This is a genomic window from Cupriavidus sp. MPR-AND1C (assembly GCF_058809705.1).
This window is the reverse complement of sequence record NZ_JBXASU010000024.1, coordinates 30,946-56,559: the sequence shown is the minus strand read 5'-3', so window position 1 is coordinate 56,559 and position 25,614 is coordinate 30,946. Positions and strand designations below refer to the sequence as shown.

The window sequence follows — 25,614 nt, the reverse complement described above, 5'->3', positions numbered from 1 at the left end:
TGGCGTATTGACTAATGTGTGCATTGGTTGGTGCCGGCCGGGCCTCACTCTTCGACCAGCACCACGGTGTTGACGTCGGGCATCTTGGACAGGTCCATGCGGTACTTCGAGCCATAGGTCGGCACGTCCAGCTCGTCCTCGGTCAAGGTCCACGAGTCCGGCAGGCCCCAGAACGTGCGAAACTGCTGCTCGAACTTGCTCGACAGGCCAAAGCTGGTGGCAAACATGTGCCGCACCTGGATCGAGGCATGCTTGACCAGAATCCGCTCGCGCTCGCCCTTCATCCATTCCTGGACAGGCTGCGAGCGAGCCAGGCGCTGGTTGCGGATCTCGATACGCAGCAACGCGGTCTGCCTGGCGTCCACCTTCCATATCCCATTGCCGTCCTTGGTTGCGACCGCGCCATATACCTTCTGCGCATATTCCGGCAGCAGCAAGGCGTTGTTCAGGTCCCGCTCGATGGCCTCGACCTCGCGGTCGAGCGGGTCGCCAAAGCCCGGGCCGCCACGCAGGTAGTTCAGGTACAGGTCGTAGTTGTCGTAGCAGTCCTCGGTCGTCATGCACTGCTGGTCGCGCTTGACGACCGCGCCGGCGTTGAGGTGGTTCTCGTAGTCCGGCAGGTCCGGATTGGCATCGCCACCAAGGGGCAGGCTGTCGCCGGCGGCGATGCGCTCCTTCAGGCCGGTCTTGTGGGCTTCGAAGCGGTAGCCGGTGGCGGCCGGATAGCCGCCCATCAGGCCCCAGTCGCTGTTCATGTAGCCGTTGCCCATGAAGAACATGGTCCAGTCCTGCGCTTTCCACACCATGCGCAGCGTCTCGAAGCCGCAGCCGCCCCGGTATTTGCCATAGCCGCCGGAATTGGCCTTGGCGTTGCGCCCCAGGTAAAGCAGGGGCTCGGCCATTTCCCATATCTCGATATCGCCCATATCGCCTTCCGGGTTCCAGATCGCCGCGGCATGGTTGAGACCGTCCTTGATGGCGCTGGCGCCGGTGCCGCACGACGAAGCCTCGAAGCTGTTGACCGCGTGGATCTCGCCCTCCTGGTTGATGCCGCCGCCCTGCAGCCAGTTGGAGGTGTTGGCGTTGCCGGCATTGACCTCTTCCAGGTAGCCGCGGCTGAAATAGGCCTGCGACAAGCCGCGCCACATCGCGCTCCAGCCCGAGACCAGGAAGTGCCAGGCATAGGCATGGCCAGTGCGGCGATCGTCCGGATTCATCCAGGTGCCCTTGGGCAGATGGAATTCCGTGCCGAAGTAGGCGCCATCGTTAATGCGTTGCGTGGGCACCAGCGTTTGCGTCATCATCACCCAGATACCGCTGGTAAAGGCCACGTGGTGCGCATTGTAGGAATGCCAGCCCCAGCGGCTCGCGCCCTCGAAATCCAGGCGCCACGAACCATCCTTGCGGATTTCCATTTCCACCGGCGAATGCATGATCGAATCGAGCTTGGCGAAGGCCGACGAGGTCTGCACATCCGGGTGGTTGTAGGGCACGTCGACAAACGCCACCTTGCGGTACTTGCCCGGCAGCGTCATCGCCTTGATGCGCGTCTGCAGGCCGCGGCGCCCTTCCTCGATCACCTCGTAGGAGAACTCTTCGTAGGCTTGCAGTCCTTCGTCCTCGATCACTTCCTCGATCAGGTCGCGGATCATGTGGCAGCCGGCGATGCGGGTTCGCTCGTCGAGAATCCAGTACTTCGGCGTGCGTACCGAGCGCTGGCTTTCATGCAGCCAGTCGCGCAGCGGGGTGTCGTTCACCCCGGTCTTGCGGCAGGTGATCATGTAGCCGTCGCCAAAGCGCTGCACCTGCCCGGTGGACATCGATCCGGGTGTCACCGCGCCGGTGTCGATCACGTGGGTCACGCCGCCAACCCAGCCCACCAGCTTGCCATGCGCGAAGATCGGCACGATGGTGGCGATATCGCAGGGATGGACATTGCCGATCGCGCAATCATTGTTGGTAAACATGTCGCCGGGGTGGATGCCGGGATTGGTCTCCCAGTCGTTCTCGATCATGTACTTGATCGCGGCCCCCATCGTGCCGACGTGGATGATGATCCCAGTCGAGGTCAGCACGCAATCGCCGGCGGCGTTGTAGAGCGTGAAGCACAGTTCGCCCTCCTGCTCGACGATCGGGCTGGCGGCGATTTTCTTGGCGGTTTCACGCGCGTGCACCAGGCCGCCGCGCAGCTTGGAGAAGAGCTTCTCATAGCGGATCGGGTCCCGCTCGCGAAATGCAAGGAGCGTGAGCCCGTTGTAATGGCCTGTCTCGGCGGTGCGTTCGAGGATGGCGTCGCGGAACTGCTTGAGCGTCTCGCCGGTCTTGAGCAGGTCGGCGAGACCGACTTCCTTGCTGGACATCATGTTCATGGCGTGTCTCCTTACTTCACTTCTTTAAGGTGGAAGAGGTGATGCTTGTCGAGCGTGGTGGCAAAGCCCTCGGGCACGACGAAGGTGGTGGCGTCCGACTCGATGATGGCCGGCCCGGTGATGGTGTTGCCAGGCAGCAGCGCTTCCATCTTCCATAGCACCGCGTCGTGCCACCGCTTCTGGCGATACAGCGGACGCGTTCCCAGCCGTGCTTGCGCGGGCGGCTTCGGCCCGCCTTCCGGGTCTTCCGGCAGCACCGGCTTCTGGGTAATCACCATGCCGCGCATGATGGCGCCAGTGACGGAGAAACCCAGCTCTGGCGAACGCGCCGAACTGGCGTACACGCGGCCGTAGGTTTCCTCGAAGGCATCGACGATCTGGTCCCAATCGCCCGCCACGGCGGCATTGACGATCGGGGAGCTGATTTCCAGGTCGTTAAGCTGGCCCATGTACTGCATGCGGTAGCCAGGCCGCAGGATCACGTCTTCGGCCTTGAAGCCGTTGATCTTGAACTCCTCAATCACCTTGGCGGCCAGGTCCGACCACGCCCGCTGGATGGTCTGGGCCGCCCGGGCCTTGTCCTCCTGCTCAGCATCCTGTGGCAGCGCCAGGTCGACGCTCTTGTCATAGCGGTACTCGAAGTCCGCGCAAGCACAGCCAAACGCCGAGAAGCCCGCCGCCCAAGCCGGCACGATCACATCCTTGAAGCCCAGCCCTTCGGTGTAGCCATAGGTATGGACTGGCCCGGCACCGCCGTAGGAGAAGCAGACGAACTCGGTCGGGTTATAGCCCTTGGCGCTCACGTTGGAACGCAAGTACTCGCGCAATTGCAGGTCGAGCAGTTCGATCACGCCGGCCGCGGCATCCTCTACCGACAAACCCAGCGGATCGGCGATCTGCGCCTTGATATGCCGGCGCGCCCGCTCCACATCCAGCCGGATCGCGCCGCCAAGGAAGTTGTCAGGATTGAGGTAGCCCAGCACCACATGGCAATCCGAGACCGACACCGTGTCCAGCCCGCTTTCCGGCCAGCACGTACCGACCCGATAGCCCGCGCTGTCCGGGCCGAGCTTGATGGCGCCGCTATAGGGATCAAGCCGCACGAAACTGCCGGCGCCGGCGCCCACCGAGTCCATCGTCACCAGCGGCAGGGACAGTACCAGACGCGCCATGTCGGGATCGGCGGCGATGGCGAAGTTGCCCTTGGTGATGAGCGCCATGTCGAACGAGGTGCCGCCGATGTCGGAACAGGCGATATTGTCGTAGCCAAGGGTCTCGCCCAGCAGCTTGGAGCCGATCACGCCGCCGATCGGTCCGGAGACGATGGTGCGCGCCAGTTCCTTGGCCTTCCAGCTGATGGTGCCGCCGTGGGTGGCCATCACCCGCAGGTCGAACCTGGCACCGTGCTTCCTGAAGCGGTCGCTGACCTTTTTCAGCGTCTGCCGCGAGGGCTCGGCCGCGTATGCCTCCAGCACCGTGGTGTTCATCCGGTGGCTTTCCTTGCGCTGCGGGTAATAGTCCACCGAGGCGAACACCGGGATATCGGCGCCGAGCTTTTTGAGCTCGTCACGCGTGATGTCTCGCGCCTGCTGCTCGCTGGTGCCGTTCTTGTGCGATTGCAGGAAGCAGATCACCACGGCCTTGGACCCGGCCGCCACCAATTCGCGTGTCGCCTGACGCACTTCATTTTCGCGCAGCGGGATCACGATTTCTCCCTGCACGTCGGTGCGTTCGGTCACGCCGCGGGTACGCGACAGGGGCACCAGCGGTTCGTCGTAGCGGTGCGTATTGAGATGGATGCGCTCCTCCAGCGCGTAGCCCAGGTAGCTCTGGATGGCCCTGCCCATCGAATGGACGTGCTCGAAGCCTTTGTTGACCATCAGGCCCACGTCCAGCCCCTTGCGCTGCACGACGCGGTTGAGCATCGCGGTGCCCGAGTACACGCAGGTCAGCAGTTCGGGGTATACGTCATCGACCCCGCGCTGCCAGTGCGCAAGCGCGTCCTCCGAGGAGTTGAAGATGGCCAGGGATTCGTCTTCCGGGTTGCTTTGCGCCTTGCCGACGACGAATCGCCCGTCGCCGCGCACAAAGAAGGTGTCGGTCATCGTGCCGCCGGCGTCGATGCCCATCACCTGGACTTGTGATTGCACTTCCATACTTGTCTCCTTGCTTTGTCAGCGTTCACGGCGGCTGCCAGGCAGCGCCGTTGCCAAACTCACCGCATCGCACGGTGGTCCGGTGTCAGTAACGCAACGCCTGTGCCAACTGTTGGAGAAAAGTATTTTTTGTTTTATATCAATGAGATAGCGAACAGCCTCGCGCAAAGGCCGGAGCGGGAAGCGACTTGTACCGTCTCGAACGTCGTGTTTTCAAACGGGGGCACCGTTCGGTTTTCATGCTGTGCCCAGGTGACGGCCCGGTCAGCACAAAGTGCCGCAAGGGGGAATGGGCGCGGCAATCCAGGCAAGCCCGCAGCGGCCCTGACACACAGCAATGTTATGCTTTGGGCCTCGATAACTCCTGCGCGCACAGGGCGCGCACCCTGATGGAAATTGCCATATTGCTGGTGCTGATCCTGATCAACGGCCTGTTCGCAATGTCCGAAATCGCCTTGATGACAGCCCGCAAGGCCCGCCTGCAGCGGCGCATCGAAGAAGGCGACCGTGGCGCGATCGAAGCGATCAAGCTGGGCGAGGATCCCACCCGATTTCTGTCTACCGTCCAGATCGGCATCACCTCCATTGGCGTGCTGAACGGCGTCGTTGGCGAATCCACCCTGGCGCAGCCGCTAGGCGTCTGGCTGCAGGGCTTTGGCATGCAGGCCTCGACCGCCGGCTGGGTGGCGACCACCATTGTGGTGGCCGGCCTGACCTATTTCTCCATTGTGCTGGGTGAGCTGGTACCCAAGCGCCTTGGCCAGATGGCCCCCGAAACCATCGCGCGCCTGGTCTCGCGCCCGATTTCCTTCCTGGCGCTGGCCTCCACCCCGTTCGTCAAGCTGCTATCGAGCTCAACCCGGCTGGTGCTGCGCATGCTTGGCGTGAAAAGCGGCCGCGGCCCAGCGGTGACCGAAGAAGAGATCCATGCCCTCCTGGTGGAGGGCTCGGAAGCCGGCGTCATCGAGCAGCACGAGCACACCATGGTGCGTAATGTGTTCCGCCTGGATGACCGACAACTCACCTCGCTGATGGTGCCGCGCGGCGATGTGGTCTGCCTGGACGTGGAAGTCCCGCTGGAAGAAAACCTGCGCCGCATCGAGGAGTCCGATCACTCGCGCTTCCCGGTGGTGCGCGGCGGCATGCACGACATGCTGGGCGTGGTGAGCGCCCGCCAGTTGCTGGCGCGCCGCCTGCGCGGCGAGCCGACCGACCTCGCCACCGTGGCGCAGCCTCCGGTGTTCGTGCCGGAGAGCGTGACCGGCATGGAACTGCTGGAGAATTTCCGCATTTCCGGCGGCCAGATCGCCTTTGTCATCGACGAATACGGCGAGGTGCTAGGCCTGGTGACGCTGCAGGACCTGATCGAGGCCATCACCGGCGAATTCAAGCAGGATGGCGTAGGCGAGGAATGGGCCGTGCAACGCGAGGACGGTTCCTGGCTGCTCGATGGCCTCATTCCCATCCCCGAACTGAAAGACCGCATTGGCCTGCGCCAGGTGCCGGAAGAGGACAAGGAGCGTTACCACACGCTGTCCGGCATGTTGCTGCTGTTGTTGGGCCGCCTTCCGCAGACCACCGACACCGTGCGCTGGGGCGACTGGAAGTTCGAGATCGTGGACATGGACGGCAAGCGCATCGACAAGGTACTGGCGTCGCGCGTGCTGCCCGACGACGGCGCCGATGCCGAGACCACCGGCTGACCTCATACCCGCCTGCCGCCGAAACCTGGGCTTCGTCAAGCCCCGGCGAATCCGCACTATCCCTGTGCCCGCCACGCTTCGAGCGGCGCCTGCTCTACCGTATGATCGTCACTATGCCGTGCCATCCCTGACGCCGGCTTGAGGGCCAGATCCCCGAGCCGGCGCGCCGATGGCGCGGCGGTTGCCGCGGCCAGAGCTCTGGCAGGCCGCGCTCATGCCACCGTGCGGCGAAATCATGCTGCCCACAGGGACCCCCAATGCATCCAGACGCAGACGATGCCGTCCGCTCGCCGGAGGTGGACCCTCATGAAAAATGCGACTTCGTGGCTGCCTTGATGGCACGGCGGCAGATGCCGCTGGCCACGCAACCGCGCTTCGCGGTGCTGGTGATCCATCTCGATCGCTTTACCTACGCTAGCGAAACACTTGGTGCAGCGCTATCGACGCGGCTACGCGCGCAAGCGGCGGCGCGCGTAGCCGCGCTGGCCCAGACGGCCGAAGTGAACTGGCTGGGCCAGGCTGATATCGGCGCGGTTGTGCCGCTGTCCCCGCAGCTACTGCCAGCGGCCGATCCCTTGGAAGCGGCGATGCGCCTGGCGCGCGCCGTGGCCGCCGGCCTGGCGCGGCCGTTCGTGCACGACGGGTTCGAGCTGTTCCTGTCCAGCAGCATTGGCGTGGCGCTGGACGAACCCGACAAGCCAGCGGAGCGCAGCCTCCATGAGGCCTATGACGCGATGCTGCGCGTACGCAAACGCGGCGGCGACGGCGTCGCCGGCGGCATTGCCACCCCTGCATCACTTTCCACGCCGCTCCTGGCCGCCCTGCCTTTTGCCTTGGCGCGCGGGCAGATCGCGCTGAACCTGCAGGCAAGGGCATCGCTGGCCACGGGTTGCGTGACTGGCTACACGGCCCGTCTGCGCTGGCAGAGCCCTGAGTTGGGGCGTGTCGCGCCGCAAGACTTCCTGCCCGCGCTGGAGTCTCTTGGCATGATGGGCGAGGTGGCACGCTGGCTGATTGAAAACGCCTTGCCCCTGCTGGATTGCCCGGGCGTCGCCGATCCGGTGGAACTGTCGTTGCTGGTTTCCAGCGCCCAGTTGCACGGCACCGCGCTGATCGACACCTTGCCGCGCGCCCTGGCGGCGCGCAAGCTCGACCCGGCAAGGATCTGCCTCGAGATTCCTGGCGAGGCATTGCTGGCCGACGACCACGCTGCCGCGGCCAAGCTCGCCACGTTGCGCGGCGCGGGCCTGCGGTTTGCCTTGAGCGACTTTGCCGACGCGCCAGGCGGCACGTCAACGCTGGAGCGCCTGCAACCCGATTTACTGACGTTCGACGCGCGCTGCATCGGCAGCAGCGAGCAGCCAGGGCAGGCAGGCACCGCCGCCCGGCTGCAAGCCGCCTGCGAGCAGGCGCTGCGCCTTGGCCTGCCAGTCTGTGCCAAAGGCATCGAAACACGGCACCAATTGGCCGAAGTGCGACGTTGGGGCTGTTGCGCCATACAGGGATACCTGCTGGCACAGCCCTTCCCGGCTCACTGGCTGGCGCAGACACATGCTGCAATCTGCGCACGCGCGCGTGAATTGCCGACCTAGGGCGCAGCGTATGCCCGCGCCGCGCTACAGTCCTGGCACGATCGGTTACAAAAGGGCACGCATCGTGCTTCAATAGAGCACCGCGACAACGGTAAAATTACGGCGAATTCAATGACCGAAAGGAGTCTGGCGTGAAAAAAGGATGGATCTTCTGCGTTCTGTTTGCCACCCTGCTGGCTGGCTGCAACACCATGGCCGGCCTGGGCCAGGATATACAGAAGGGTGGCCAAAAGCTTGAAGGCGCAGCCGATCGCAGCAAGTAAGATGCGCTGACGGCACCGGAGCGCCAGGCATGGCGCTCCGCGGCCGTCACAACAACTGCTCAGGCGTGAACAGCGCGAGTACGTCGATCCACAAGCGCGTCTGCCAGCTTGTATCCGGCTCGGTATCGGACACCACCGCCTTATCCCCCTTGCCATCCACCCACTGCACCGCGCCCTGATCGGACAAGCGCAGCAGGTAGCTGTTGTCATCGATCGCCCCGGCGAACAATTGCGCGACTTGCTGCGCCAGCTTGGCGCTATGGATGATCAGACCCGTCTCCGTGTTCTGGCTGGCCGAGCGTGGATCGAAGTTCATCGATCCCACGAACAGGTTGGTCCGGTCGGCGACGGCTGCCTTCACATGCAGGCTAGCCTGCGAAGACGTGTAATCCCCGACGATTTGCCGCGGCCGGCCGGGGCGCGACTTGAGCTCATGCAGTTCCACCCCCGCGCGCAGCAGGTCGGGCCGATAGCGCCGGTAGCCCACATGGACGATGGGCGCATCGGTGGCGGCCAGTGAGTTGGTCAATACCCGCACCTTGACACCCCGCCTGACCAGATCCGCCATCCACGCGACGCCGCGGTCGCCCGGGATGAAATAGGGGGAGATCAGGATGACCTCCTGGCTCGCCCCGCTCAACATGCGGCCCAACTCCTCGCTCATGGTCTCGCCGGTGGCCGGCGCCTGGTCCGGCGCGGCTTTGCTCGGCGCGTCGACCATCACGCTTGCCGAAGCCCATTCGAGAGCCAGCTTGCCGCCGGCCGTGAGCTGGCGGCCCAGGAAGCTCGCCCGTGCATCGATCTTGCCGGCAGGCGTCATGCCCACTGCGTCGCTGCGCTTGCTATCCGTCTGCGTGTCAACGGCAGCCTGCCCGGGCCGCGCCGCGCTAGCGCCGGAGGCCGCATCCGCCGGGGTTGCCAGGACTTCTACCGGCACGGCCAGCGGGTTGTTCCAGTATCGGTCGAATGCGGCAGACAGCCGGCGTACCGCGGGGCCGGCAGCGATCACGTCAAGGTCGACGAAATTTGTGTCGGGAGCGCGCAGGAAATAGGCGTTGCCGATATTGCGCCCCCCCGTCATGGCCAGCGCGTTGTCGGCGATAAAGGCCTTGTTGTGCATGCGGCGGTTGAGCCGGCGGACATCGGTGGCGGACGAGAGCATCCGCGTCAGCTTGGAGAATCGCCCCGCAGGAAACGGGTTGAACATGCGTACTTCGATATTGGGATGGCCCGCGAAGCGCAGGAAGGCGCGATCCTTGCCGTCGCTATGCAGGTCGTCCACCAGCACGCGCACGCGCACGCCCCGCCCGGCCGCCGCGCGCACGTGCCGCAGGATCTCGCGGGACGATTCGTCGGCCTCGATGACGTAGTACTGGAGATCCAGGGTGCGTGTGGCATGGTCGGCCAGCGAAATCAGCGCGCCGTAGGCGTCTTCGCCAGAAGCGATCACATGAAAGCCGGACAGCGCCGGATCGGGCGAGCTCTGCGCAACCAGCCGCCCGAGGGCGGTGGTCGCCGGATCTGCCAGCGCTACGCTCTGCTCGCGCGGCGCTTCCTTGGGCAGGCTCGCGCACCCCCCGGCAAACAGGACACACGCGCAAATCAACACGCGGCCAATCCGCTGGGCCAGCATTGCGCCGCGGCGCCGGGAAGCTGCCATGCCACCGGGGGCCGGACCCGCCAGTTGCACAGCCATGCTGCCTCCAGCAGTCGGGATATGCCAAGCTTATAACCTGGCGCGGCGGCCCGCTATCCGCCTTTGTCCGACGCCAGGGGCTTCAGGCGGACTTGCGCAGCGCAGCAGCCTCCTGCGCCAGTGTGCGCACCCGCGCCCAGTCGCCCTTTGCCACCGCATCCTTGGGCACCACCCAGGATCCGCCAACGCAAACCACATTGGGCAGCGCGAGATAGGTTGGCGCGCGGGCAAGGTCGATGCCGCCCGTCGGGCAGAAGCGCAGTTGCGCGAACGGCCCGTAAAGCGACTTGAGCATCGGCACGCCGCCCGACGCTTCCGCAGGAAAGAACTTCAGGAACTTGAAACCGGCTTCCATCGCGGCCATCGCCTCGCTGGCGGTGGCTACGCCGGGCAACAGCGCCACGCCCGCACCCTGCGCGGCCACGGCCAGCGCGGGCGTGAGCCCGGGGGAAACCGCGAATTGCGCGCCGGCGTCGCTCACAGCCTTCAGGTCGGCCGCCGTCAACACCGTGCCCGCGCCTACGCAGGCTTGCGGGAAAGCTGCCGCCACCGCCTTGATGGCGTCCAGCGCCACCGGCGTGCGCAGCGTGATCTCCAGCACCGGCAGGCCGCCGCCGATCAAGGCTTCGGACACATGCAGGGCTTCGTCCACGGAGGAGAATTCGAGCACCGGGATCACCGGCACGTTAACGAGGCGTTCGATCAGCGAGGGAGATTGGCTTTGCATGGCAGTGGATCTTCTGTGAGGTCGGACGATTGGGCTTGGGGCTTGAGGGCTTGAGAATCAGGCGATCACGGAAACCGACTGCGCCATTCGCGCCAGCACGGTTTCGATGGACGGGATCGGCGCCACTGCGCCGTAACCGGTGGTGGACAGCGCGGCCGCCACATTGGCGTAGCGCGCGGCGTCGAACGGATCGTCGCCGGCGGCAAGGCGCGCGACAAAGCTGCCACCGAAGCAATCGCCGGCCCCGGTAGCATCCACCGGGCGCACCGTGTACGGGGGCACCAGCGTGCGCGCCTCGGGCGTGGCCACGTACGCGCCCTCCTCACCCAGCTTCAGCGCGACCAGCCCGATGCCGCAGCCCAGCAGGTAGTCGACGATGGCGTCGCGGTCATCGAGGCCCGTCAGCACGGTGATGTCGTCCCAGCTCGGCAGGCACACATCGGTCAGCGCGAAGGCCTCGCGCATGATGCCGCGCGCGCGCGCCAGGGTCCACAGGCGCAGGCGCAGGTTGGTGTCGAGCGTGACCTGGCATCCGGCCTTGCGCGCATGTTCCATTGCCGCCAGGCCGGCATCGCACGCGTTGGTGCTGATGGCCAGGCTGATGCCGGACACATGCAGGTAGCGCGCTTCGGCAATGGCGTGGTGCGGCAGGTTCTCGTGGCTGTAGTGGCTGGCCGCCGAGCCGCTGCGCAGGTAGTCGAAACGGTGCCCGTGCGCGTCGTGGGTGACGAAGTACACACCGGTGGGCGCGCCCGCGTCGATGCGCACGTGGCGGGTATCCACCCGCTCCTGCGTCCACAGCGCCAGCAGCCGCTCGCCGAAGGTATCCTCGCCCACCGCGCTGATATAGCCGGCGCGGGCGCCCTGGCGCGCCGCGGCGATACAGAAATTGGAAGTGTCGCCGCCAAAGCCCTGCAGGTAGCGGGAGGGATCGTCGGGCTGCTGGTTGAACTCAACCAGCGCTTCGCCGAAGGCGAGAATGTCGATGCTCATGGTGCAAGCGTCCCCTGTTATAGCTGTCGTTGCTGTCGTTGCTGTCGTTGCTGCTATCGCGGTTCTTGCTGCTGCGAGCGGCCGTTCAGAAGAACGTCTGCACGAGATCGATCACGCGCAGGTCGCCGTCGAGCACGGGAATGTGGCGCCACTTGTCGAAGGTAAGACAGGGATGGGAAATATCAAAGGCCACCATGTCTCCGACCTGGACATCGTCGCCGGGGCGGATCGCCAGATAAGCGTGCTGGTCCATCATGCCTGTCACCTCCCAATGCGCGGGCACCGCCACCGGCACGCTCGCGCCGGGCCGGTAGACCTGCGCCGGGATCGGCATGCCCGCATCGAAGGCGGCATCGCGCTTGCCCATGCCAATGATGGCGCGCTCCGGCTCGGGAATCGACTGCACATAGGCCCACAACTGCAAGGCCGGCAACAGGCCCTCGCGCATCTTCTGCGCGACCGGGTTGCTGGCCAGAATGCGCTTTTGCGCGGCGCGGTAGATGCCCACGTCGTGCGTGAGGTAGCAGCCCGGGCGCAGCACGATGTCGATCGGCGCGCCGATGTCGGTGGTGGCGAACTCCTCCGCCACCACGTCGTACCAGGCCGAGCCCGCGCCGGACATCACCACCGGGCTGCGGCCGAAGCGGCCGGCCGCGAACAGCTCGCGCGTCACCGCCACGGTGCGCCGCAGGAAGTCGCGGATATCGGCCTCTTCCTGGAGCACGCCCTCGTAGATTTCCACGCCGGCCAGCGACAGCACGCCTGGCCAGCGCGCCAGCGCCGCCAGCACCGCTGCTTGCTGCTGCGCACCGCGCACGCCGGTGCGCCCGCCTGGCACGCCCAGTTCCAGCAGCACCTGCAGCGTTTGGCCGCGTGCGCTGAAGTACCTGCCCAGCTGGTCCACCAGCGCCGCCGAATCCACCAGCGTAAAGAACTCGAAATCCGGATCGCGCAGCAGGTCGGCCACGATTTCCATATTGCGCCGGCCCACCAGCTGGTTGGCCATCAAGACGCGCCGCACGCCGTGCGCGTACGCGGCGGCAGTCTGGTGCGCGGTGGCCAGCGTGATGCCCCAGGCGCCGGCGGCCAGCTGGCGCGCGAACAGCTTGGGCGCCATGGTGGTCTTGCCATGCGGAGCCAACTGCACACCGTACTCACCCATGAAGCGGCGCATCCATTCCAGGTTGTGCGCAAGGCGCTCTTCATACAGCACGGCGGCTGGCAGGCTGAGGTCTTCCGCCAGCAATTGCCAGCCCACCTGGCCGGCTGCGTCGGGTGCCAGCGGGGCGTCGAGCTTGCCCAGCGCCTTGTTGAGCGGATCGATCGTGCCGGCTTGGTACTTTATTTCAAGCATGCTGTCATCATCCTGAAAAATTCCGATTGACGTAATGATAGCCTTGAAATTACGATATTTCACCTTTGTTATAAAGTAACATTCAAAGCTGGCTCCGAGGCGACATCGCGCCTCCGGGACGGCTCCCCCACCATCGACCCGCCAACCATGTCCGCGCCCTTCGACATCCTGACCCGCATCGCCGAGCGTGGCCCCACGCTGCGCCTGGCCGAGCAGAAGGTCGCCCAGGTGATCCTGCAGGACCTGGCGGGCGCCGCCGCCACCAGCATCAACGAGCTGGCGCGGCAGGCCGGGGTGAGCGAAGCCAGCGTGACCCGTTTCGCCAAGGCCATCGGCTGCCGCGACGTGCGCGACCTCAAGCTGCGCCTGGCGCAAGCCACGGCCGTGGGGCAGCGCTTCCTGCAGGCGGAAGTCGCCCGCGCGGCGGAGCCGTCCCCTGCCACGCTGGCCGACAGCATTCATGCGGATATCCTGGACTCTCTTGAGGTCAATCGCAAGCTGATCGATCCCGACCATATGGAGCGTGCGGCGCGCCTGTTGCTGCAGGCGCGCATGGTCTACGCTTTTGGCATGGGTGGCGGCTCGTCCTTCATGGCCGACGAAGCGCGTTACCGGCTGGCCCGCCTGGGCCGTCCCGTGGCCAGCTACCAGGACGCGCTGCTGCAGAAGATGGTGGCAGCCACCTTGCACAAGGACGATGTCGTGCTTGCGTTCTCCGCCACGGGCAACGTGCCCGAGATGCTGGCCAGTTGCGATATCGCCCGCGAATACGGCGCGAAACTGGTGGCCGTGACCGCGCTGGGCTCACCGCTGGCGGCGCGCGCGGACGTGCTGCTGCCGGTGCGCACGCTGGAAACGGATTTCATTTTCAAGCCCTCGGCCTCGCGCTACGCGATGCTGTTGGTCATGGACGTGCTGGCCACCCAGCTCGCCCTGCTGCAGCAAGACCAGAGCCAGGACAACCTGCGCCGGCTCAAGTACGTGCTCGACGCGCACCGCGGCACTGGCGCCACCGATAGCCGCCAGCCGCTCGGAGACTGACCATGCCTGAACTGTTCGATACCCTCATCCGCGGCGTCACCCTGCTCGACGGCTCCGGCGCCGAGGCGCGCGCGGCCGACGTGGCGCTGCGCGCCGGGCGCATCGCGCGCATCGCCATGCTGGAGGATGGCGCCGATGCCATCGACCCCGGCAGCGCCGCGCATGTGGTGCAAGGCGCGGGCCTGGTGCTGGCGCCGGGCTTCATCGACGTGCACACGCACGACGACACCAACGTGGTTCGCCAGCCCGAGATGACCCCCAAGCTATCGCAAGGCGTCACCACGGTGATCGTCGGCAACTGCGGCATCAGCGCGGCGCCTGTCACGCTGCGCGGCGAGCCCCCCGACCCAATGAACCTGCTGGGCACCAGCGATGCCTTTTGCTACCCGGACTTCGCCGCCTATGCTGCGGCCGTGCAGGCAGCCCGGCCCGCCGTGAACGTGGCCGCGCTGGTCGGCCATACGGCGCTGCGCAGCAACCACATGGACCGGCTGGACCGCACCGCCACCCCGGCCGAGATCGCAGCGATGCGCGCACAGTTGCAAGAAGCGCTCGACCATGGCGCCATTGGCCTGTCCACCGGCCTGGCCTATGCCAACGCCTTTGCCGCCACCACGGACGAAGTGCTGGCGCTGGCCGAGCCGCTGGCGCACGCGGGCGCGCTCTATGCCACTCACCTGCGCAGCGAGTTCGCCGACATCCTGGAGGCGATGGATGAGGCCTTCCGCATCGGGCGCCATGCGCGCGTGCCGGTGGTGATCTCGCATATGAAGTGTGCTGGCCTGGAGAACTGGGGGCGCAGCGGGGAAGTGCTGGATGCGCTGGAGCGCGCGCAACGCTGGCAGCCGGTGGGCTGCGATTGCTATCCCTATACCGCCAGCTCGTCCACGCTCGACCTCAAGCAGGTCACCAGCGATTTCGACATCATGGTGACCTGGTCCGAGCCGCACCCCGACATGGGCGGGCGCTTGCTGGCCGATATCGCCGCCGAGTGGGAGCTTGGGCTCGAAGATGCCGCGCGCCGGCTGCAGCCCGCCGGCGCGGTCTATCACTGCATGGAAGACGCGGACGTGGACCGCATCCTGAGCCATCCCGCCACGGTGGTGGGATCCGATGGCCTGCCCAACGATCCGCTCCCGCACCCGCGCCTGTGGGGCGCCTTTCCGCGCGTGCTCGGCCACTACGCCCGTGACCGCGAACTGTTCCCGCTGACGGTCGCGATCAACAAGATGACGGGGCTGTCGGCCGAGCGCTTCGGCCTGGCCGGGCGCGGCCTGGTGCGCGAAGGCTATTGGGCCGACCTGGTCCTGTTCGACGCCGCCACCATCCGCGACGCGGCGAGCTTCACCGATCCCATGCAGCCCGCAGAGGGCATCGCTTGCGTGTGGGTCAACGGCGAGCTGTCGTGGCAACAGCGCAAGCCCACCGGCGCGCGGGCCGGCCGCTTCCTCACGCGCACAAAGCCTGCCGGGGCCAGCGCGGCGCCGGCACAGTAACCATCTAATCCCCCATTTGCAATCTGCTTCAGGAGTCCCCATGGATATCAAACGATTTGGCGTCGAAGGCGGCGCCGGCACCGGCGGCCAGCACATGCCGTTTTCCCGTGCCGTGCAAGCCGACGGCTGGCTCTACGTGTCCGGCCAGGTGCCGATGGTGGCCGGCGAGGTGATCGACGGCGGCATCGTTGCGCAGACCCACCAGGCCATCAAGAACGTGCTGGCCATCCTGGCCGAAGCCGGCTATGGCACCGAGCACATCGTGCGCTGCGGCGTGTGGCTGGACGACGCGCGCGACTTCGCGTCGTTCAACAAGATCTTCAAGGAGTACTTCGGCGCCAACCCGCCCGCGCGCGCCTGCGTGCAGTCGAGCATGGTGGTGGACTGCAAGGTCGAAGTGGATTGCATCGCCTACAAGAAGCCGGCGGCCTGATCCCGGGCCAGCCAGCCACGAAGACCTGAACCGGCCGCCGCCAGCGCGGCCCTTTTCATAGCGGACGCGAGGGAGCCCCGCCGGAGTCCCGGTGGACCTCGCACAAAGGAGACGACATGGGCGCCGTAACCGGAACCACCCTTTTGCTTTACGCGTTGATCGCGGTGATCGCACTGGTCGTGCTGATCGCGAAATTCAAGCTCAATCCCTTTATTACCCTGGTAGTCGTCTCGGTCCTGCTCGGCTTTGCCGTGGGCATGCCGATGGGCGACATCGTCAAATCGTTCGAGGCCGGCGTAGGCGGCACGCTCGGCCACATCGCGCTGGTGGTGGGCCTGGGCACCATGCTCGGCAAGATGATGGCGGAGTCCGGCGGCGCCGAGCGCATCGCGCGCACGCTGATCGACGCCTTCGGCGAGAAGAACGTGCACTGGGCCATGGTGACCATCGCCTTTATCGTCGGCTTGCCCGTGTTCTTCGAAGTGGGCTTCGTGCTGCTGGTGCCAATCGCCTTCAACGTGGCCAAGCGTACCGGCACCTCCATGGTGCTGGTGGGCATCCCGATGGTAGCCGGCCTTTCGGTGGTGCACGGCCTGATCCCCCCGCACCCCGCCGCGCTGCTGGCGGTGACCGCCTACAAGGCGGATATCGGCAAGACCATCCTGTACGCGCTGATCGTGGGCATTCCCACGGCAGCTATCGCTGGCCCGCTGTTCGCCAAGCTGATGACGCGCTACGTGACGCTGCCGGATGTGAATCCGCTGGCCGCGCAGTTCACCGAGGAAGACGAAGGCGTCAAGGCCTCGCACGAGCTGCCGGGCTTCGGCATCACGCTGTTTACCATCCTGCTGCCCGTGATCCTGATGCTGATCGGCAGCTGGGCCGACCTCATCACCACGCCCAAGACCTTTGCCAACGACTTCCTCAAGCTGATCGGCAACTCGGTGATCGCGCTGCTGATCGCCGCGCTGGTGAGCTTCTACACCTTCGGCAAGCGCCGCGGCTTCACCCGGGAAAACATCCTCAGGTTCACCAACGAGTGCGTGGCGCCCACCGCCATCATCACGCTGGTGGTCGGCGCGGGCGGCGGCTTTGGCCGCGTGCTGCGCGATTCGGGCATCTCCAACGCCATCGTCGACGTGGCCACCGGCGCGCATGTGTCGGTGCTGCTGCTGGGCTGGCTGGTCGCCGTGCTGATCCGGATCGCCACCGGCTCCGCCACCGTGGCCATGACCACGGCTGCCGGCATTGTCGCGCCGATCGCCGCCAGCGTGCCCGGCACGCGGCCCGAGCTGCTGGTGCTGACCACCGGCGCCGGCTCGCTGATCCTGTCGCACGTGAACGACGGCGGCTTCTGGCTGGTCAAGGAGTACTTCAACATGACCGTGGCCCAGACCTTCAAGACCTGGTCGGTGTGCGAAACGCTCATTTCGGTGATCGCGCTGCTTCTGACCCTGGCGCTTGCCACGGTAGTCTGAGCGTCCGAACAGGATCAGGCCGGGGGCCCGCAAGGCGCCCGCCAAAAAGGAGGAGGCACATGCGTGTGCCCCTCCTTTTTTATGCCGTCCACAATGTGCTATCGTGTGCACTGCAGCAAATCATCGGCGCCCCGCGTTTTTTCCTGCCGCTGCCAGAGACCGGGCATCATCCGTCGCGCCGACAAGGCGTCACAAATCTTTCATACTGGGAAGCAGGCCCGGGTTTCCCCCTAGCGCTAGAATCGAGCCCCAACCGGAGGAAAAGAACCATGCCTAAAAAACTCAGGAAGACCGAGGACGCTGTCCCGGTCACCACGACCGCGCCGGGCCTGATCGCCCTGCTCGACCACATCGCCAATGCCACTGCGCAAGGCCAGCTCGATCCCGAATTTGCCCGCAAGCTGGGCAAGCGCGTGCGCAAGGAAGCCGACGCACGGATTGAAGACCAGGCGTACTCGAACGCCCACGGCACGCAGATCAGGGCCGCGCTTGCCACGCTGGAAGAAGCCGTATCGGATAGCGAAGGCGGGCTGCTGGGCAAAGCCGTCAAGCGCCTGCGCGATGCCGACAAGCGCGCCGCGGAATCCACCGTCACCAAGTAAAACTGCCTCAGAAACGCATCGTTGCCGAAAGCAGCAGCGTGCGCGGCTCGGCTTGTGCCAGCCCGCCGTAGGCATCAACCGCCGCCCAGTCATGCTTGTCAAAGACATTGCGGACATTGAGGCGGAAGGTGGTCTGCCTGTGCGCCACGGTAGTCCGGTAGCGCGCACCGATGTCGACGCGGGTCCAGTGCGGGATACTTTGCGTATTGGCCCGGTCGACATATTGCCGTCCCGTGTAGGCCAGCCCACCGGCCAGAGTGAGGCCGGGCGCGAAACCGGCGTCCCATTCGGCGCCCAGGTTGGCTTGCAGCGTCGGCACGCCAACAGCGGCCTTGCCAGCCGACTCGGGGTCACCGCTGCGGACAATCCTGGCATCGAGCACGGTGGCGCTGGCCAGCAGCCGCACTCCGGCCACCACTTCCCCATATAGCCCGAACTCCAGCCCGCGATTGCGCTGCTCGCCGTCCGCCACGAACCGCGCGCCGGACATCTGGCCGCTTGCCTTCGATATCTGGAATGCGCTGACGGTCGCCACCATCCCGCCCTGCTCGACCTTCACGCCGAACTCAAGCTGCCTTGACCTGTAAGGCGCGAATACCTCGCCGGCATTGCTGGCGCTGCCAGGGGCGGTGTCGCCCTTGCTCAACCCTTCGGCGCGGTTGGCATACAGCGTGACGTGTTGCCAGGGCTTCACCACCAGGCCAAGCATTGGCGTCCAGGCGCCCTGGCCGTAGTGCGATGCGATGGCGCCGCCGGCGCTGAAATTGTCTGACGTGACCTGCTGATGGCGCAGCCCCAGCGTCAGTTGCACGCGCTTGCCCAGCATCGATAGCGTATCGGCCAGGGCCGCGCCGGTCAGCCGCGCCTGGGAGACCTTCGGCACGCCGGCGGGCGCCGCGATGTACTGCGCCGGCAGCGACACGGGCTGGTAGAGGTTGGTCAGCGAGGTGGTCGTGGCGTTGTTGAAGCCGCGTTCCAACTGGTCCCGGTAGTCGCTCACGAGCATGCTCAGGTGGTGGCTCACCGCCCCGGTGTTGAAGCGGGCGCGCAAGCCCGTGTCCACGGTGGTGCGGGCTACGTTGAACTTGTAGTTCGAGTCCAGCACGGCAACATCGCCGGCCTCGTTGATGATGGTGGGCGTGATGGCAAAGAGCCTGGCCACCCGGGTACGGCCGCCGCCGCCGGCGATGAACCAGGTGAGCTTGTCGCCGATGTCGTATTCCGCCCGCATCAGCAGCGACTGGTCGCGGATGCTGGCGTTTTCCCAGGGTTGCGAGACATTGCGCCGCCCATTGGGCGCATCGGGCACGTTGATGCCGGAAACGATATGCAAGAGGCGCGATGGCGCGGTGATCTTCTCCTGCTGGTCGATGAAATCCAGCGTCGCTCGCAAGCGTTCGCCCTGGTAGTCCAGCGCAAGCGCGCCAGCGCCGGCGCGGCGCGACTGGTTGTCCAGGTTGGTGTCGCCCGCCCGATAGTTGCCATTGACGCGAATGCCGAACTGCCGCTGCGCGCCAAACCGCCGGCTTACGTCAAGGTTGCCGCCCAGCTGCGATGAGGCGGCATAGTCGGCTGTGACCTGGGTCAGGTCGGGACCGGTCGCCCGCTTGGGCACGATATTGATGCCACCGCCGACACTGCCGCTGGGCGCCATGCCGATCAGCATGGCGGTGGGGCCCTTGATCAGCTCGATGCGTTCGATGTAGCCGGTCGATACCCGGTAGTTGGAGGCCACGCCGTACATGCCGTCGAAGGCGATCTCGCCGAAGTTGCCATTGCCAACGGGAAAGCCGCGGATCGTGAAGGCGTCCAGGATGCCGCCAGGCTGGCTGACGTAGCGCACGGACGCATCAACGGCCACCATATCGCCCACCGTGCGCGCCTGCTGGTCCTCGATCGCCTTGGCGGTGTAGCTGGTGATGCTGAACGGCGCGTCCATGATGTCGATGTTGCCCAGCAGCCCAAGCCTGGCGCCGCGCGCGATCTGCTCGCCGGCAAGCGCCGGGGGCAGGTCGCTCGCAACCGCTGCCGCGCCGAAGATCGTGACCGTGGGCAGCAACGGCGCTGCCTGGGTGCCGGAGACCGCCGGCGCCTTGCGCAATGAGAACCCGCCTCCCGGCATTTCCACCGCTTCCAGCCCGCTGCCCGCCAACAGCGCCCGCAGCCCGTCCGGCACGGTATGGATGCCATTCAGTCCTGGGCTTTGGGCGCTGCCGAGCAGCGCGGCATCATAGGAAAGATCGATGCCGCCGACGCTGGCAAAACGATTGAGGACCGCGTAAAGCGGGCCAGGCGCGATGGCGAACATCCGCGCCTGGCCCGTGCTCGCGATCGGGCTCACCACCGGGCTTGCCGCCTGGCTTACCACCGGGCTCGCCTGCGCGAGCACCGCATCCGGCGCCACGCCCAAACCAAGGGCAAGACAAGCGAAGGCGCTGCAAAGCGCGAGGCGTCGTGCGGCCAATGCCTAGAAATCCACGCTCATGGAAGCCATGAAGGTCCGCGGCGCGCCGAGAGAGATCGTGCCGTAGGATGCCACCCCAGACCAGTACTTCCGGTTGAATGCATTGAACAAACCCGCCCGGAACGTCGTGGACTTGCCGTACATCGACGTCTTGTAGCGCGCGCCGAGATCGACGGTTGTCCACGATGGCACCTGCTGCGTATTCGCCTGGTTGACGTACTCGCTGCCCGTGTAGTTGAGCGCGCTGGTCAGCGTCAGGCCCGGAACCCACGGCAGGTCCCACTCGCCGCCAAGGTTGGCCATGACGGCAGGCACGCCCACGGGGCGGTTGCCAAGGGTGGCCGCGCTGTTGGTCCTGGTCAGCGCGCCGTCAAGCAGGGTCAGCCCGCCGAGCAGGCGCACGCCCTTGTAGGCCTGCCCCGACACGGTCAGCTCCAGCCCCTGGTTGCGTTGCTCGCTGTCGATGGCATAGACCGTCCCATACAACTGGCCGCTGGGCTTGGTCATGCGAAACGCCGCCAGGGTCGCCATCACCTTGCCCGAATCGAACTTGATGCCCACCTCCTGCTGCTTGGTCTTGTACGGCGCAAAGACCTGCCCCGCATTCGACGCGCTCGCCGGCGCGATGTCTCCCTTGCTCAGCCCCTCCACGTAGTTGGCGTAGAGCGAGACGTTGTGCCAGGTCTTGAAGACGATGCCGGCCAGCGGCGTGACAGCGCTTTCGTCGTATGAAGCGGTCTTCGCGCCGGTGGCAGCATAGTTGCTCGAGTTGACCTGTTGGTAGCGCAGGCCAAGGGTGAACTGCAGGCGGTCGTCCAGCACGCTCAAGGTATCGGCCAGCGACAGGCCCGACAGCGTGGAGCCGGACACCTTCGGCACGTTTTGCGGGGCGGCAATGTTCTGCGCCGCGCGGTCGGCCGGGGCGTAAATATTGGATGTGACCGGCGTGCCTGACACGTTGGCGCTGGCGAAACGGTCCATGTACAGATTGGCCTGCAGCGCCAGCGCGTGCTTGACCGGCCCGGTCTCGAACTTGCTCCTGACGCCAGTATCGAAGCTCGAGCGGTTGACCTGGAACTTCCAGTTCTGCACGGCCGACGAGGTCGCGCCGGCCGAATTCAGGATGGTTGGCGTCTGGTCGGACAAGCGCGCCACGTCCGAGCGGGTACCGCCGGCATCGGCAAACACCGTCAGGTTGTCGGTGAGGTCATATTCCGCGTGCAGCAGCGTCGACACATCGTTGGACTTCCACCAGCCCCAGGGCTGGCTGACATTGCGCCTGCCGTCCGGCGCCGGCGGTACCTGCACGCCGGCTGCGATCAGGAAGGGACGCGTGGGAGCATCGACCCACTGGTATTGCTCGATCAGGTCGAGCGAGGCCCGCAGGCGCTCGCCGCGGTAGTCGAGCGACAGCGCGGCCACCTCGGCGCGCGACTTCTGGCTGTCGAGCGCCGTCGGCCCCTGCCGGTGCAGGCCGTTGAAGCGAATGCCCCACTCGCGGTCCTCGCCAAAACGGCGGCTCAGGTCCACCGCGCCGCCCACCTGCGCGTCAGACGCATAGTCGAGCGTGAATCGCGTCAGGTCCGTCGCCAGCGCACGCTTGGGCACGACATTGACCACGCCGCCGACACCGCTGTTCGGCGACATGCCGTACAGCAAGGCGGCCGGCCCCTTCAGCACTTCGACCCGCTCCAGGTACTCGGTAAACAGATGGTAATTCGGCGACACGCCGTACACGCCATCGAACGCGATCTCCGACAGGTTGCCCTCATTGATCGGGAAGCCACGGATATAGAATGAATCGGTCACGCCGCCAACCTGGCCCGTGAAGCGCGTGGACGGATCGCTGTTCAGTACTTCGGCCAGCGTGGTGGCCTGTTGGTCCTCCAGGCGCTGCGCGGTGTAGTTGGTGATGGCGAACGGCGTGTCCATGATGCTCTTGTTGCCCAGCAACCCCAGGCGGCCTGCGCGCGCCACCTGGCCGCCCGCGTAGGGTTGTGGCAGTTCTCCCGGCGCCTCGGCGCCGGCGGTGACGGTTACCGCCGGCAGGGTCGGCGCGGCGTGCGCGGGGGCCGCCTGCGATTGTGCGCTCACGGCAAGCGGCGCGACGGTTGCGCCCATGGCAAGGCAGACCATGGCGTGGTGCACGGCAAGCGCAAACGGCTTGGGTCGGGGTGGGCGCCCAGCGGCGATGACAGTGGCATAACGAGTTGCAGACATGATTCCCTTCTCCGGCAGCGTTTAATTTGAGTTCCTACGCTGTAGGCCGGTCGAGAATCGAAATCCCCTCAATTTTCCTGAAATATTTTCTCGGACACGCCTGGCATGGGGTCAATGCCCTCCCGCCGGGCCAACCGAAACCCAGAAGCGCGTGCGATAGGCCACGGCGATCGGCTGCGCCTGCATCAGGAAGCGCAGCACCCGATCCGTGTCGCGCACGTGGTAGGCGCCCGAGATACGCAAATCGGCCACGCGCGGATCGCAGGCAATGTGGCCGGTGCGGTAACGCGACAGTTCGGCCAGCACGTCCGCCAGCCGCATGTCCTTGCCCGCGATGACGCCATCGGCCCAGCCGTCCGCGTCGAACGGCTGCGCCGTCGCCGGCATGCTGCCGGCCTTGGCGAGCCACCAGGTCGTCCCCGCACGCGCTACGTCGGTCGCCCCGCCCGCAGCCGGGTGCAGCTCTACGGCGCCCTCCTGCACGGTAACGCGGGCGCGTTCGTCCTCGATCCGCACCACAAAGCGCGTGCCCAACGCACGCAGGCTGCCGAACGGCGTCTGCACCCAGAACGGCCGCACCGCTGCGCTGCCGGCCGCGAAGCCATCGTCATGTCCCGTGGTCACCAGGATCTCCCCGCGCCGCAGCGTGACCAAGCGGCGCTCAGCGCCCAGCACGGTATTGATGGCGGTATCGGTGTTGAGCACGATGGTGCTTCCGTCGGCCAGACGCATGGTGCGCTGCTCGCCGGTGGCCGTGCTCGCGTCGGCGACCAGGCCCTGCCATGGCGCCAGTTCGCGCACGCTTGCCGCCGTGACCACCGAGATGCCGGCCAGCGCCAACACCTTGAGCGCCTGCCTGCGCTTAAGCCCGCCCACGCCACGCCGGGCATCGGCAGCTTGCAGGGTACGCAACGCCAGTGCCGGCGGCATGCCGGAGAAGTCAGTGCGCAGTGCCTGCACGCGTTGCCAGGCGAGCGCGTGCAGCGGGTTGGCGTCGCGCCATTGGGCGAATGCCTTGCGCGTGGTGGCGCTGGCCTCACCGAAGTCGAGCTTGACCATCCAGTGGATGGCCTGGTCGACGATGCGCGCGGGGATCGGGATCGGGGTTTCGGGCCCAGGCGTAGCCGTTGGGTCGCCTGGCCTGGCGGAGTCGCTCACGGGCATCAACCACCGAAACGCAAGCTGTAGCAATGGCGCAGCGCCGCCGCGACATAGCGCTCGGCGGTAGCCAGCGACACGCCGAGGCGCTCCGCGATCTGCCGGCAGGTCAGCCCTTCGAGCTGGGCCCACAGGAATGCCTTGCGCACCTGCGGCTTCAGCGCATCCAGGATGCGGTCGATGGCGATCAGGGTTTCCAGGAAAAGCAGCCGGCTCTCGGGCGACGGCGCCTGCGGCGCGGGCAGTTGCGCCAGCGTCTCCAGCCAGGCCAGTTCCAGCTCCCGGCGGCGCCAGTGCTCGATGACAAGGCCGCGCGCGATCGTGCTCAGGTAGGTGCGCGGTTCCCTGATATCGCACGGCTCGCGATGGAGCAAGCGGAGAAACACATCCTGCGCCAGGTCGGCGGCGTCAAACGCATTGCCAAGCTGACGCCGCAGCCATCCCTGCAGCCAGCGATGGTGATCGCTGTAGAGGGCATGGACATGCTGCTGTAACGCGGATTCGGCGGCGGCCATCGCTTCCCTTGCGTAGTGAAGTGTCTGGCACGGCCAAACTTAAATGAGAATGGTTCGCATTATATGGCACGGAAAATAATTAGTGCAACCAACAGCACAGCCAGGCGTGCATATTGCAACGCAGCATCTGACGTAGAATCGACGCGATGGCCCGGCAAAGCCATCTAGTCCCGCCATACCCGCCATTCTTTGATACTTAACGTGCTTTTATCTGCTCACGCCAGCCTGCAGGTGCGGCTACCCGACGCCAGTTGACCTGCCCATGGACCTGCTCTTTTCCTTAGACCCGTTGCGCCGTCTGGTCACCACTTCGCTGCTGGTGGCCGCCTCGGCGCCCAACCCGCAGACACAGACCGCCCCGGAAGCATTCCCACAGCGGACCGTGCACCTGGTGGTCCCTTTCACGGCGGGCGGCACCACCGACATCATTGCCCGTGTCATCGCCGATAAGTTGCGTACCCGACTGGGCCAGCCCGTGGTAGTCGAGAACCGGCCGGGTGCCTCCACGATGATCGCCGCGGAACAGGTCGCCAAGGCGCCCGCCGACGGATACACGCTGCTTCTCGCCAGTTCCACCACGTTCAGCATGCTCCCCGCGCTGCGCACCGGCCTGCCCATCCCGGCGCAAGGCGCCTGGGCGCCGATCGGCATCATCGCGCAGGCGCCAGTAATGCTCACCACCCGTGCGGACTCCGGCATCAAGTCGTTCGCGGACATGCTGGCGCGTGCAAGCGCCCAACCGGGAACGATCACCTACGGCACCACCGGCCCGGGCACCGCGCAATCCATTGTGGGCGCCATGATCGAGGCCGACCTGCACGCGGACATCACGCCCGTGTCATATCGTGGCAGCACGCAGATCCTCGCCGACGTCATTGGCGGGCAGATCGACCTGAGCCTCGACCCCATCGCCGTTGCACAGCCTTACCTCGAGTCCGGCAAGTTGCGTCCGCTGGCGATCAGTGCCGGGGCGCGCTCCCCGCAGTATCCGGGCGTGCCAACCTTTGCCGAACTCGGCATCGCCATGCCCGGCAACGCGTTCTGGTTCGGCATTGCCGCGCCGCGCGCCACGCCGCAAGCGGTGGTGGAGCGGCTGGAAAAGGAATTGCAGGGGGTGCTTCTGGACCCTTCCGTGGAGGCAGTCTTCCAGCGGCAGTCGATCTGGGTCATGCGCGGCAATGCGGAGGATTTCCGCCGGCGCGTGCAGGGCGAGATACCGCAATATCGCCGGCTCGCAAAGGACGGCAGGGTGAAGCTCGAATAGCACAAGCCCCGGGTACCTGTTACCGGGTACCCGGGGCTTGCATGGCGGCTCGCCTTTCCCAAGGCGTGGCCGCCGCCGCCGGGGGGCGGG

19 protein-coding genes are annotated in these 25,614 nt (G+C 66.1%); 9 read left to right on the top strand and 10 right to left on the bottom strand.

The window, feature by feature from the left end; translation table 11 throughout:
• Positions 1-44: 44 nt before the first annotated feature.
• The gene (locus AC1RWI_RS15520) at positions 45-2,369 is read right to left on the bottom strand and encodes a hydantoinase B/oxoprolinase family protein (protein ID WP_492867315.1); all 2,325 of its coding nucleotides are present in this window, start codon (positions 2,367-2,369) and stop codon (positions 45-47) included.
• An 11-nt stretch (positions 2,370-2,380) separates the two neighbouring features.
• Complete coding sequence (locus AC1RWI_RS15515) at positions 2,381-4,525, bottom strand: hydantoinase/oxoprolinase family protein (protein ID WP_492867313.1); 2,145 nt, start codon at positions 4,523-4,525, stop codon at positions 2,381-2,383.
• A gap of 389 nt (positions 4,526-4,914) precedes the next feature.
• On the opposite strand from AC1RWI_RS15515, the gene AC1RWI_RS15510 reads away from it, so the two are divergent.
• The 3 genes from AC1RWI_RS15510 (at position 4,915) to AC1RWI_RS15500 (ending at position 8,083) form a co-directional block, all read left to right on the top strand.
• Entirely contained in the window at positions 4,915-6,228 is a 1,314-nt protein-coding gene (locus AC1RWI_RS15510) for a hemolysin family protein (protein ID WP_043358150.1), read from the top strand.
• A 257-nt stretch (positions 6,229-6,485) separates the two neighbouring features.
• Positions 6,486-7,820 carry a GGDEF domain-containing protein gene (locus AC1RWI_RS15505; RefSeq protein ID WP_043355023.1) on the top strand — a complete coding sequence of 445 codons (1,335 nt, stop codon included), beginning with the start codon at positions 6,486-6,488 and terminating at the stop codon, positions 7,818-7,820.
• A gap of 131 nt (positions 7,821-7,951) precedes the next feature.
• Positions 7,952-8,083 carry an entericidin A/B family lipoprotein gene (locus tag AC1RWI_RS15500; protein ID WP_006163387.1) on the top strand — a complete coding sequence of 44 codons (132 nt, stop codon included), beginning with the start codon at positions 7,952-7,954 and terminating at the stop codon, positions 8,081-8,083.
• Positions 8,084-8,129: 46 nt separating this feature from the next.
• On the opposite strand, the gene AC1RWI_RS15495 is transcribed toward AC1RWI_RS15500, so the two are convergent.
• From AC1RWI_RS15495 to AC1RWI_RS15480, 4 genes are all read right to left on the bottom strand, one after another.
• On the bottom strand, positions 8,130-9,779 hold the full coding sequence (locus AC1RWI_RS15495) for a phospholipase D family protein (protein ID WP_492867310.1): 1,650 nt from the start codon (positions 9,777-9,779) through the stop codon (positions 8,130-8,132).
• An 82-nt stretch (positions 9,780-9,861) separates the two neighbouring features.
• Positions 9,862-10,506: a bifunctional 4-hydroxy-2-oxoglutarate aldolase/2-dehydro-3-deoxy-phosphogluconate aldolase gene (gene eda, locus AC1RWI_RS15490; protein WP_043355019.1), complete on the bottom strand. Its 645-nt coding sequence runs from the start codon at positions 10,504-10,506 to the stop codon at positions 9,862-9,864.
• 57 nt (positions 10,507-10,563) lie between these two features.
• Positions 10,564-11,499, bottom strand: coding sequence for a sugar kinase (locus tag AC1RWI_RS15485; RefSeq protein WP_492867308.1), 936 nt, complete (start codon positions 11,497-11,499; stop codon positions 10,564-10,566).
• A gap of 85 nt (positions 11,500-11,584) precedes the next feature.
• Positions 11,585-12,853, bottom strand: coding sequence for an amino acid deaminase (locus AC1RWI_RS15480; RefSeq protein ID WP_492867306.1), 1,269 nt, complete (start codon positions 12,851-12,853; stop codon positions 11,585-11,587).
• A 147-nt stretch (positions 12,854-13,000) separates the two neighbouring features.
• Between AC1RWI_RS15480 and AC1RWI_RS15475 the strand changes: the two genes are divergently transcribed.
• From AC1RWI_RS15475 to AC1RWI_RS15455, 5 genes are all read left to right on the top strand, one after another.
• Positions 13,001-13,894 (top strand): MurR/RpiR family transcriptional regulator, encoded by an 894-nt coding sequence (locus AC1RWI_RS15475; RefSeq protein ID WP_043355014.1) that lies wholly within the window; start codon positions 13,001-13,003, stop codon positions 13,892-13,894.
• Between the two features lie 2 nt (positions 13,895-13,896).
• A complete protein-coding gene (locus tag AC1RWI_RS15470; protein ID WP_492867304.1) occupies positions 13,897-15,390 on the top strand; it encodes an N-acyl-D-amino-acid deacylase family protein in 1,494 nt (497 codons plus the stop codon).
• A gap of 40 nt (positions 15,391-15,430) precedes the next feature.
• Positions 15,431-15,823 carry a RidA family protein gene (locus tag AC1RWI_RS15465; RefSeq protein WP_006163400.1) on the top strand — a complete coding sequence of 131 codons (393 nt, stop codon included), beginning with the start codon at positions 15,431-15,433 and terminating at the stop codon, positions 15,821-15,823.
• Between the two features lie 116 nt (positions 15,824-15,939).
• Positions 15,940-17,301, top strand: coding sequence for a GntP family permease (locus tag AC1RWI_RS15460; RefSeq protein WP_043355010.1), 1,362 nt, complete (start codon positions 15,940-15,942; stop codon positions 17,299-17,301).
• 269 nt (positions 17,302-17,570) lie between these two features.
• The gene (locus tag AC1RWI_RS15455) at positions 17,571-17,903 is read left to right on the top strand and encodes a hypothetical protein (RefSeq protein ID WP_492867302.1); all 333 of its coding nucleotides are present in this window, start codon (positions 17,571-17,573) and stop codon (positions 17,901-17,903) included.
• Between the two features lie 7 nt (positions 17,904-17,910).
• Here the strand turns inward: AC1RWI_RS15455 and AC1RWI_RS15450 are convergent, their stop codons facing one another.
• The 4 genes from AC1RWI_RS15450 to AC1RWI_RS15435 form a co-directional block, all read right to left on the bottom strand.
• The gene (locus AC1RWI_RS15450; RefSeq protein WP_492867300.1) at positions 17,911-20,367 is read right to left on the bottom strand and encodes a TonB-dependent siderophore receptor; all 2,457 of its coding nucleotides are present in this window, start codon (positions 20,365-20,367) and stop codon (positions 17,911-17,913) included.
• A gap of 3 nt (positions 20,368-20,370) precedes the next feature.
• Positions 20,371-22,590 carry a TonB-dependent receptor gene (locus tag AC1RWI_RS15445; protein ID WP_492867347.1) on the bottom strand — a complete coding sequence of 740 codons (2,220 nt, stop codon included), beginning with the start codon at positions 22,588-22,590 and terminating at the stop codon, positions 20,371-20,373.
• 108 nt (positions 22,591-22,698) lie between these two features.
• Positions 22,699-23,751, bottom strand: a complete 1,053-nt coding sequence (locus AC1RWI_RS15440; RefSeq protein ID WP_492867298.1) for a FecR domain-containing protein — start codon at positions 23,749-23,751, stop codon at positions 22,699-22,701.
• The gene (locus AC1RWI_RS15435) at positions 23,751-24,260 is read right to left on the bottom strand and encodes a sigma-70 family RNA polymerase sigma factor (protein ID WP_174423586.1); all 510 of its coding nucleotides are present in this window, start codon (positions 24,258-24,260) and stop codon (positions 23,751-23,753) included. Before AC1RWI_RS15435 ends, AC1RWI_RS15440 begins: the two co-directional genes overlap by 1 nt.
• Before the next feature lie 262 nt (positions 24,261-24,522).
• On the opposite strand from AC1RWI_RS15435, the gene AC1RWI_RS15430 reads away from it, so the two are divergent.
• Positions 24,523-25,524 carry a Bug family tripartite tricarboxylate transporter substrate binding protein gene (locus AC1RWI_RS15430; protein WP_043355004.1) on the top strand — a complete coding sequence of 334 codons (1,002 nt, stop codon included), beginning with the start codon at positions 24,523-24,525 and terminating at the stop codon, positions 25,522-25,524.
• Positions 25,525-25,614 lie beyond the last annotated feature (90 nt).

Excerpts from the sequence above, each read along its gene's own strand:
- AC1RWI_RS15470 (WP_492867304.1), top strand. The coding sequence starts at position 13,897 with ATGCCTGAACTGTTCGATACCCTCATCCGCGGCGTCACCCTGCTCGAC.
- AC1RWI_RS15435 (WP_174423586.1), bottom strand. The coding sequence starts at position 24,260 with ATGGCCGCCGCCGAATCCGCGTTACAGCAGCATGTCCATGCCCTCTAC.
- AC1RWI_RS15515 (WP_492867313.1), bottom strand. The coding sequence starts at position 4,525 with ATGGAAGTGCAATCACAAGTCCAGGTGATGGGCATCGACGCCGGCGGC.
- AC1RWI_RS15455 (WP_492867302.1), top strand. The coding sequence starts at position 17,571 with ATGCCTAAAAAACTCAGGAAGACCGAGGACGCTGTCCCGGTCACCACG.
- AC1RWI_RS15510 (WP_043358150.1), top strand. The coding sequence starts at position 4,915 with ATGGAAATTGCCATATTGCTGGTGCTGATCCTGATCAACGGCCTGTTC.
- AC1RWI_RS15440 (WP_492867298.1), bottom strand. The coding sequence starts at position 23,751 with ATGCCCGTGAGCGACTCCGCCAGGCCAGGCGACCCAACGGCTACGCCT.
- AC1RWI_RS15505 (WP_043355023.1), top strand. The coding sequence starts at position 6,486 with ATGCATCCAGACGCAGACGATGCCGTCCGCTCGCCGGAGGTGGACCCT.
- AC1RWI_RS15485 (WP_492867308.1), bottom strand. The coding sequence starts at position 11,499 with ATGAGCATCGACATTCTCGCCTTCGGCGAAGCGCTGGTTGAGTTCAAC.
- AC1RWI_RS15495 (WP_492867310.1), bottom strand. The coding sequence starts at position 9,779 with ATGGCTGTGCAACTGGCGGGTCCGGCCCCCGGTGGCATGGCAGCTTCC.
- eda (WP_043355019.1), bottom strand. The coding sequence starts at position 10,506 with ATGCAAAGCCAATCTCCCTCGCTGATCGAACGCCTCGTTAACGTGCCG.
- AC1RWI_RS15430 (WP_043355004.1), top strand. The coding sequence starts at position 24,523 with ATGGACCTGCTCTTTTCCTTAGACCCGTTGCGCCGTCTGGTCACCACT.
- AC1RWI_RS15475 (WP_043355014.1), top strand. The coding sequence starts at position 13,001 with ATGTCCGCGCCCTTCGACATCCTGACCCGCATCGCCGAGCGTGGCCCC.
- AC1RWI_RS15520 (WP_492867315.1), bottom strand. The coding sequence starts at position 2,369 with ATGAACATGATGTCCAGCAAGGAAGTCGGTCTCGCCGACCTGCTCAAG.
- AC1RWI_RS15465 (WP_006163400.1), top strand. The coding sequence starts at position 15,431 with ATGGATATCAAACGATTTGGCGTCGAAGGCGGCGCCGGCACCGGCGGC.
- AC1RWI_RS15480 (WP_492867306.1), bottom strand. The coding sequence starts at position 12,853 with ATGCTTGAAATAAAGTACCAAGCCGGCACGATCGATCCGCTCAACAAG.
- AC1RWI_RS15460 (WP_043355010.1), top strand. The coding sequence starts at position 15,940 with ATGGGCGCCGTAACCGGAACCACCCTTTTGCTTTACGCGTTGATCGCG.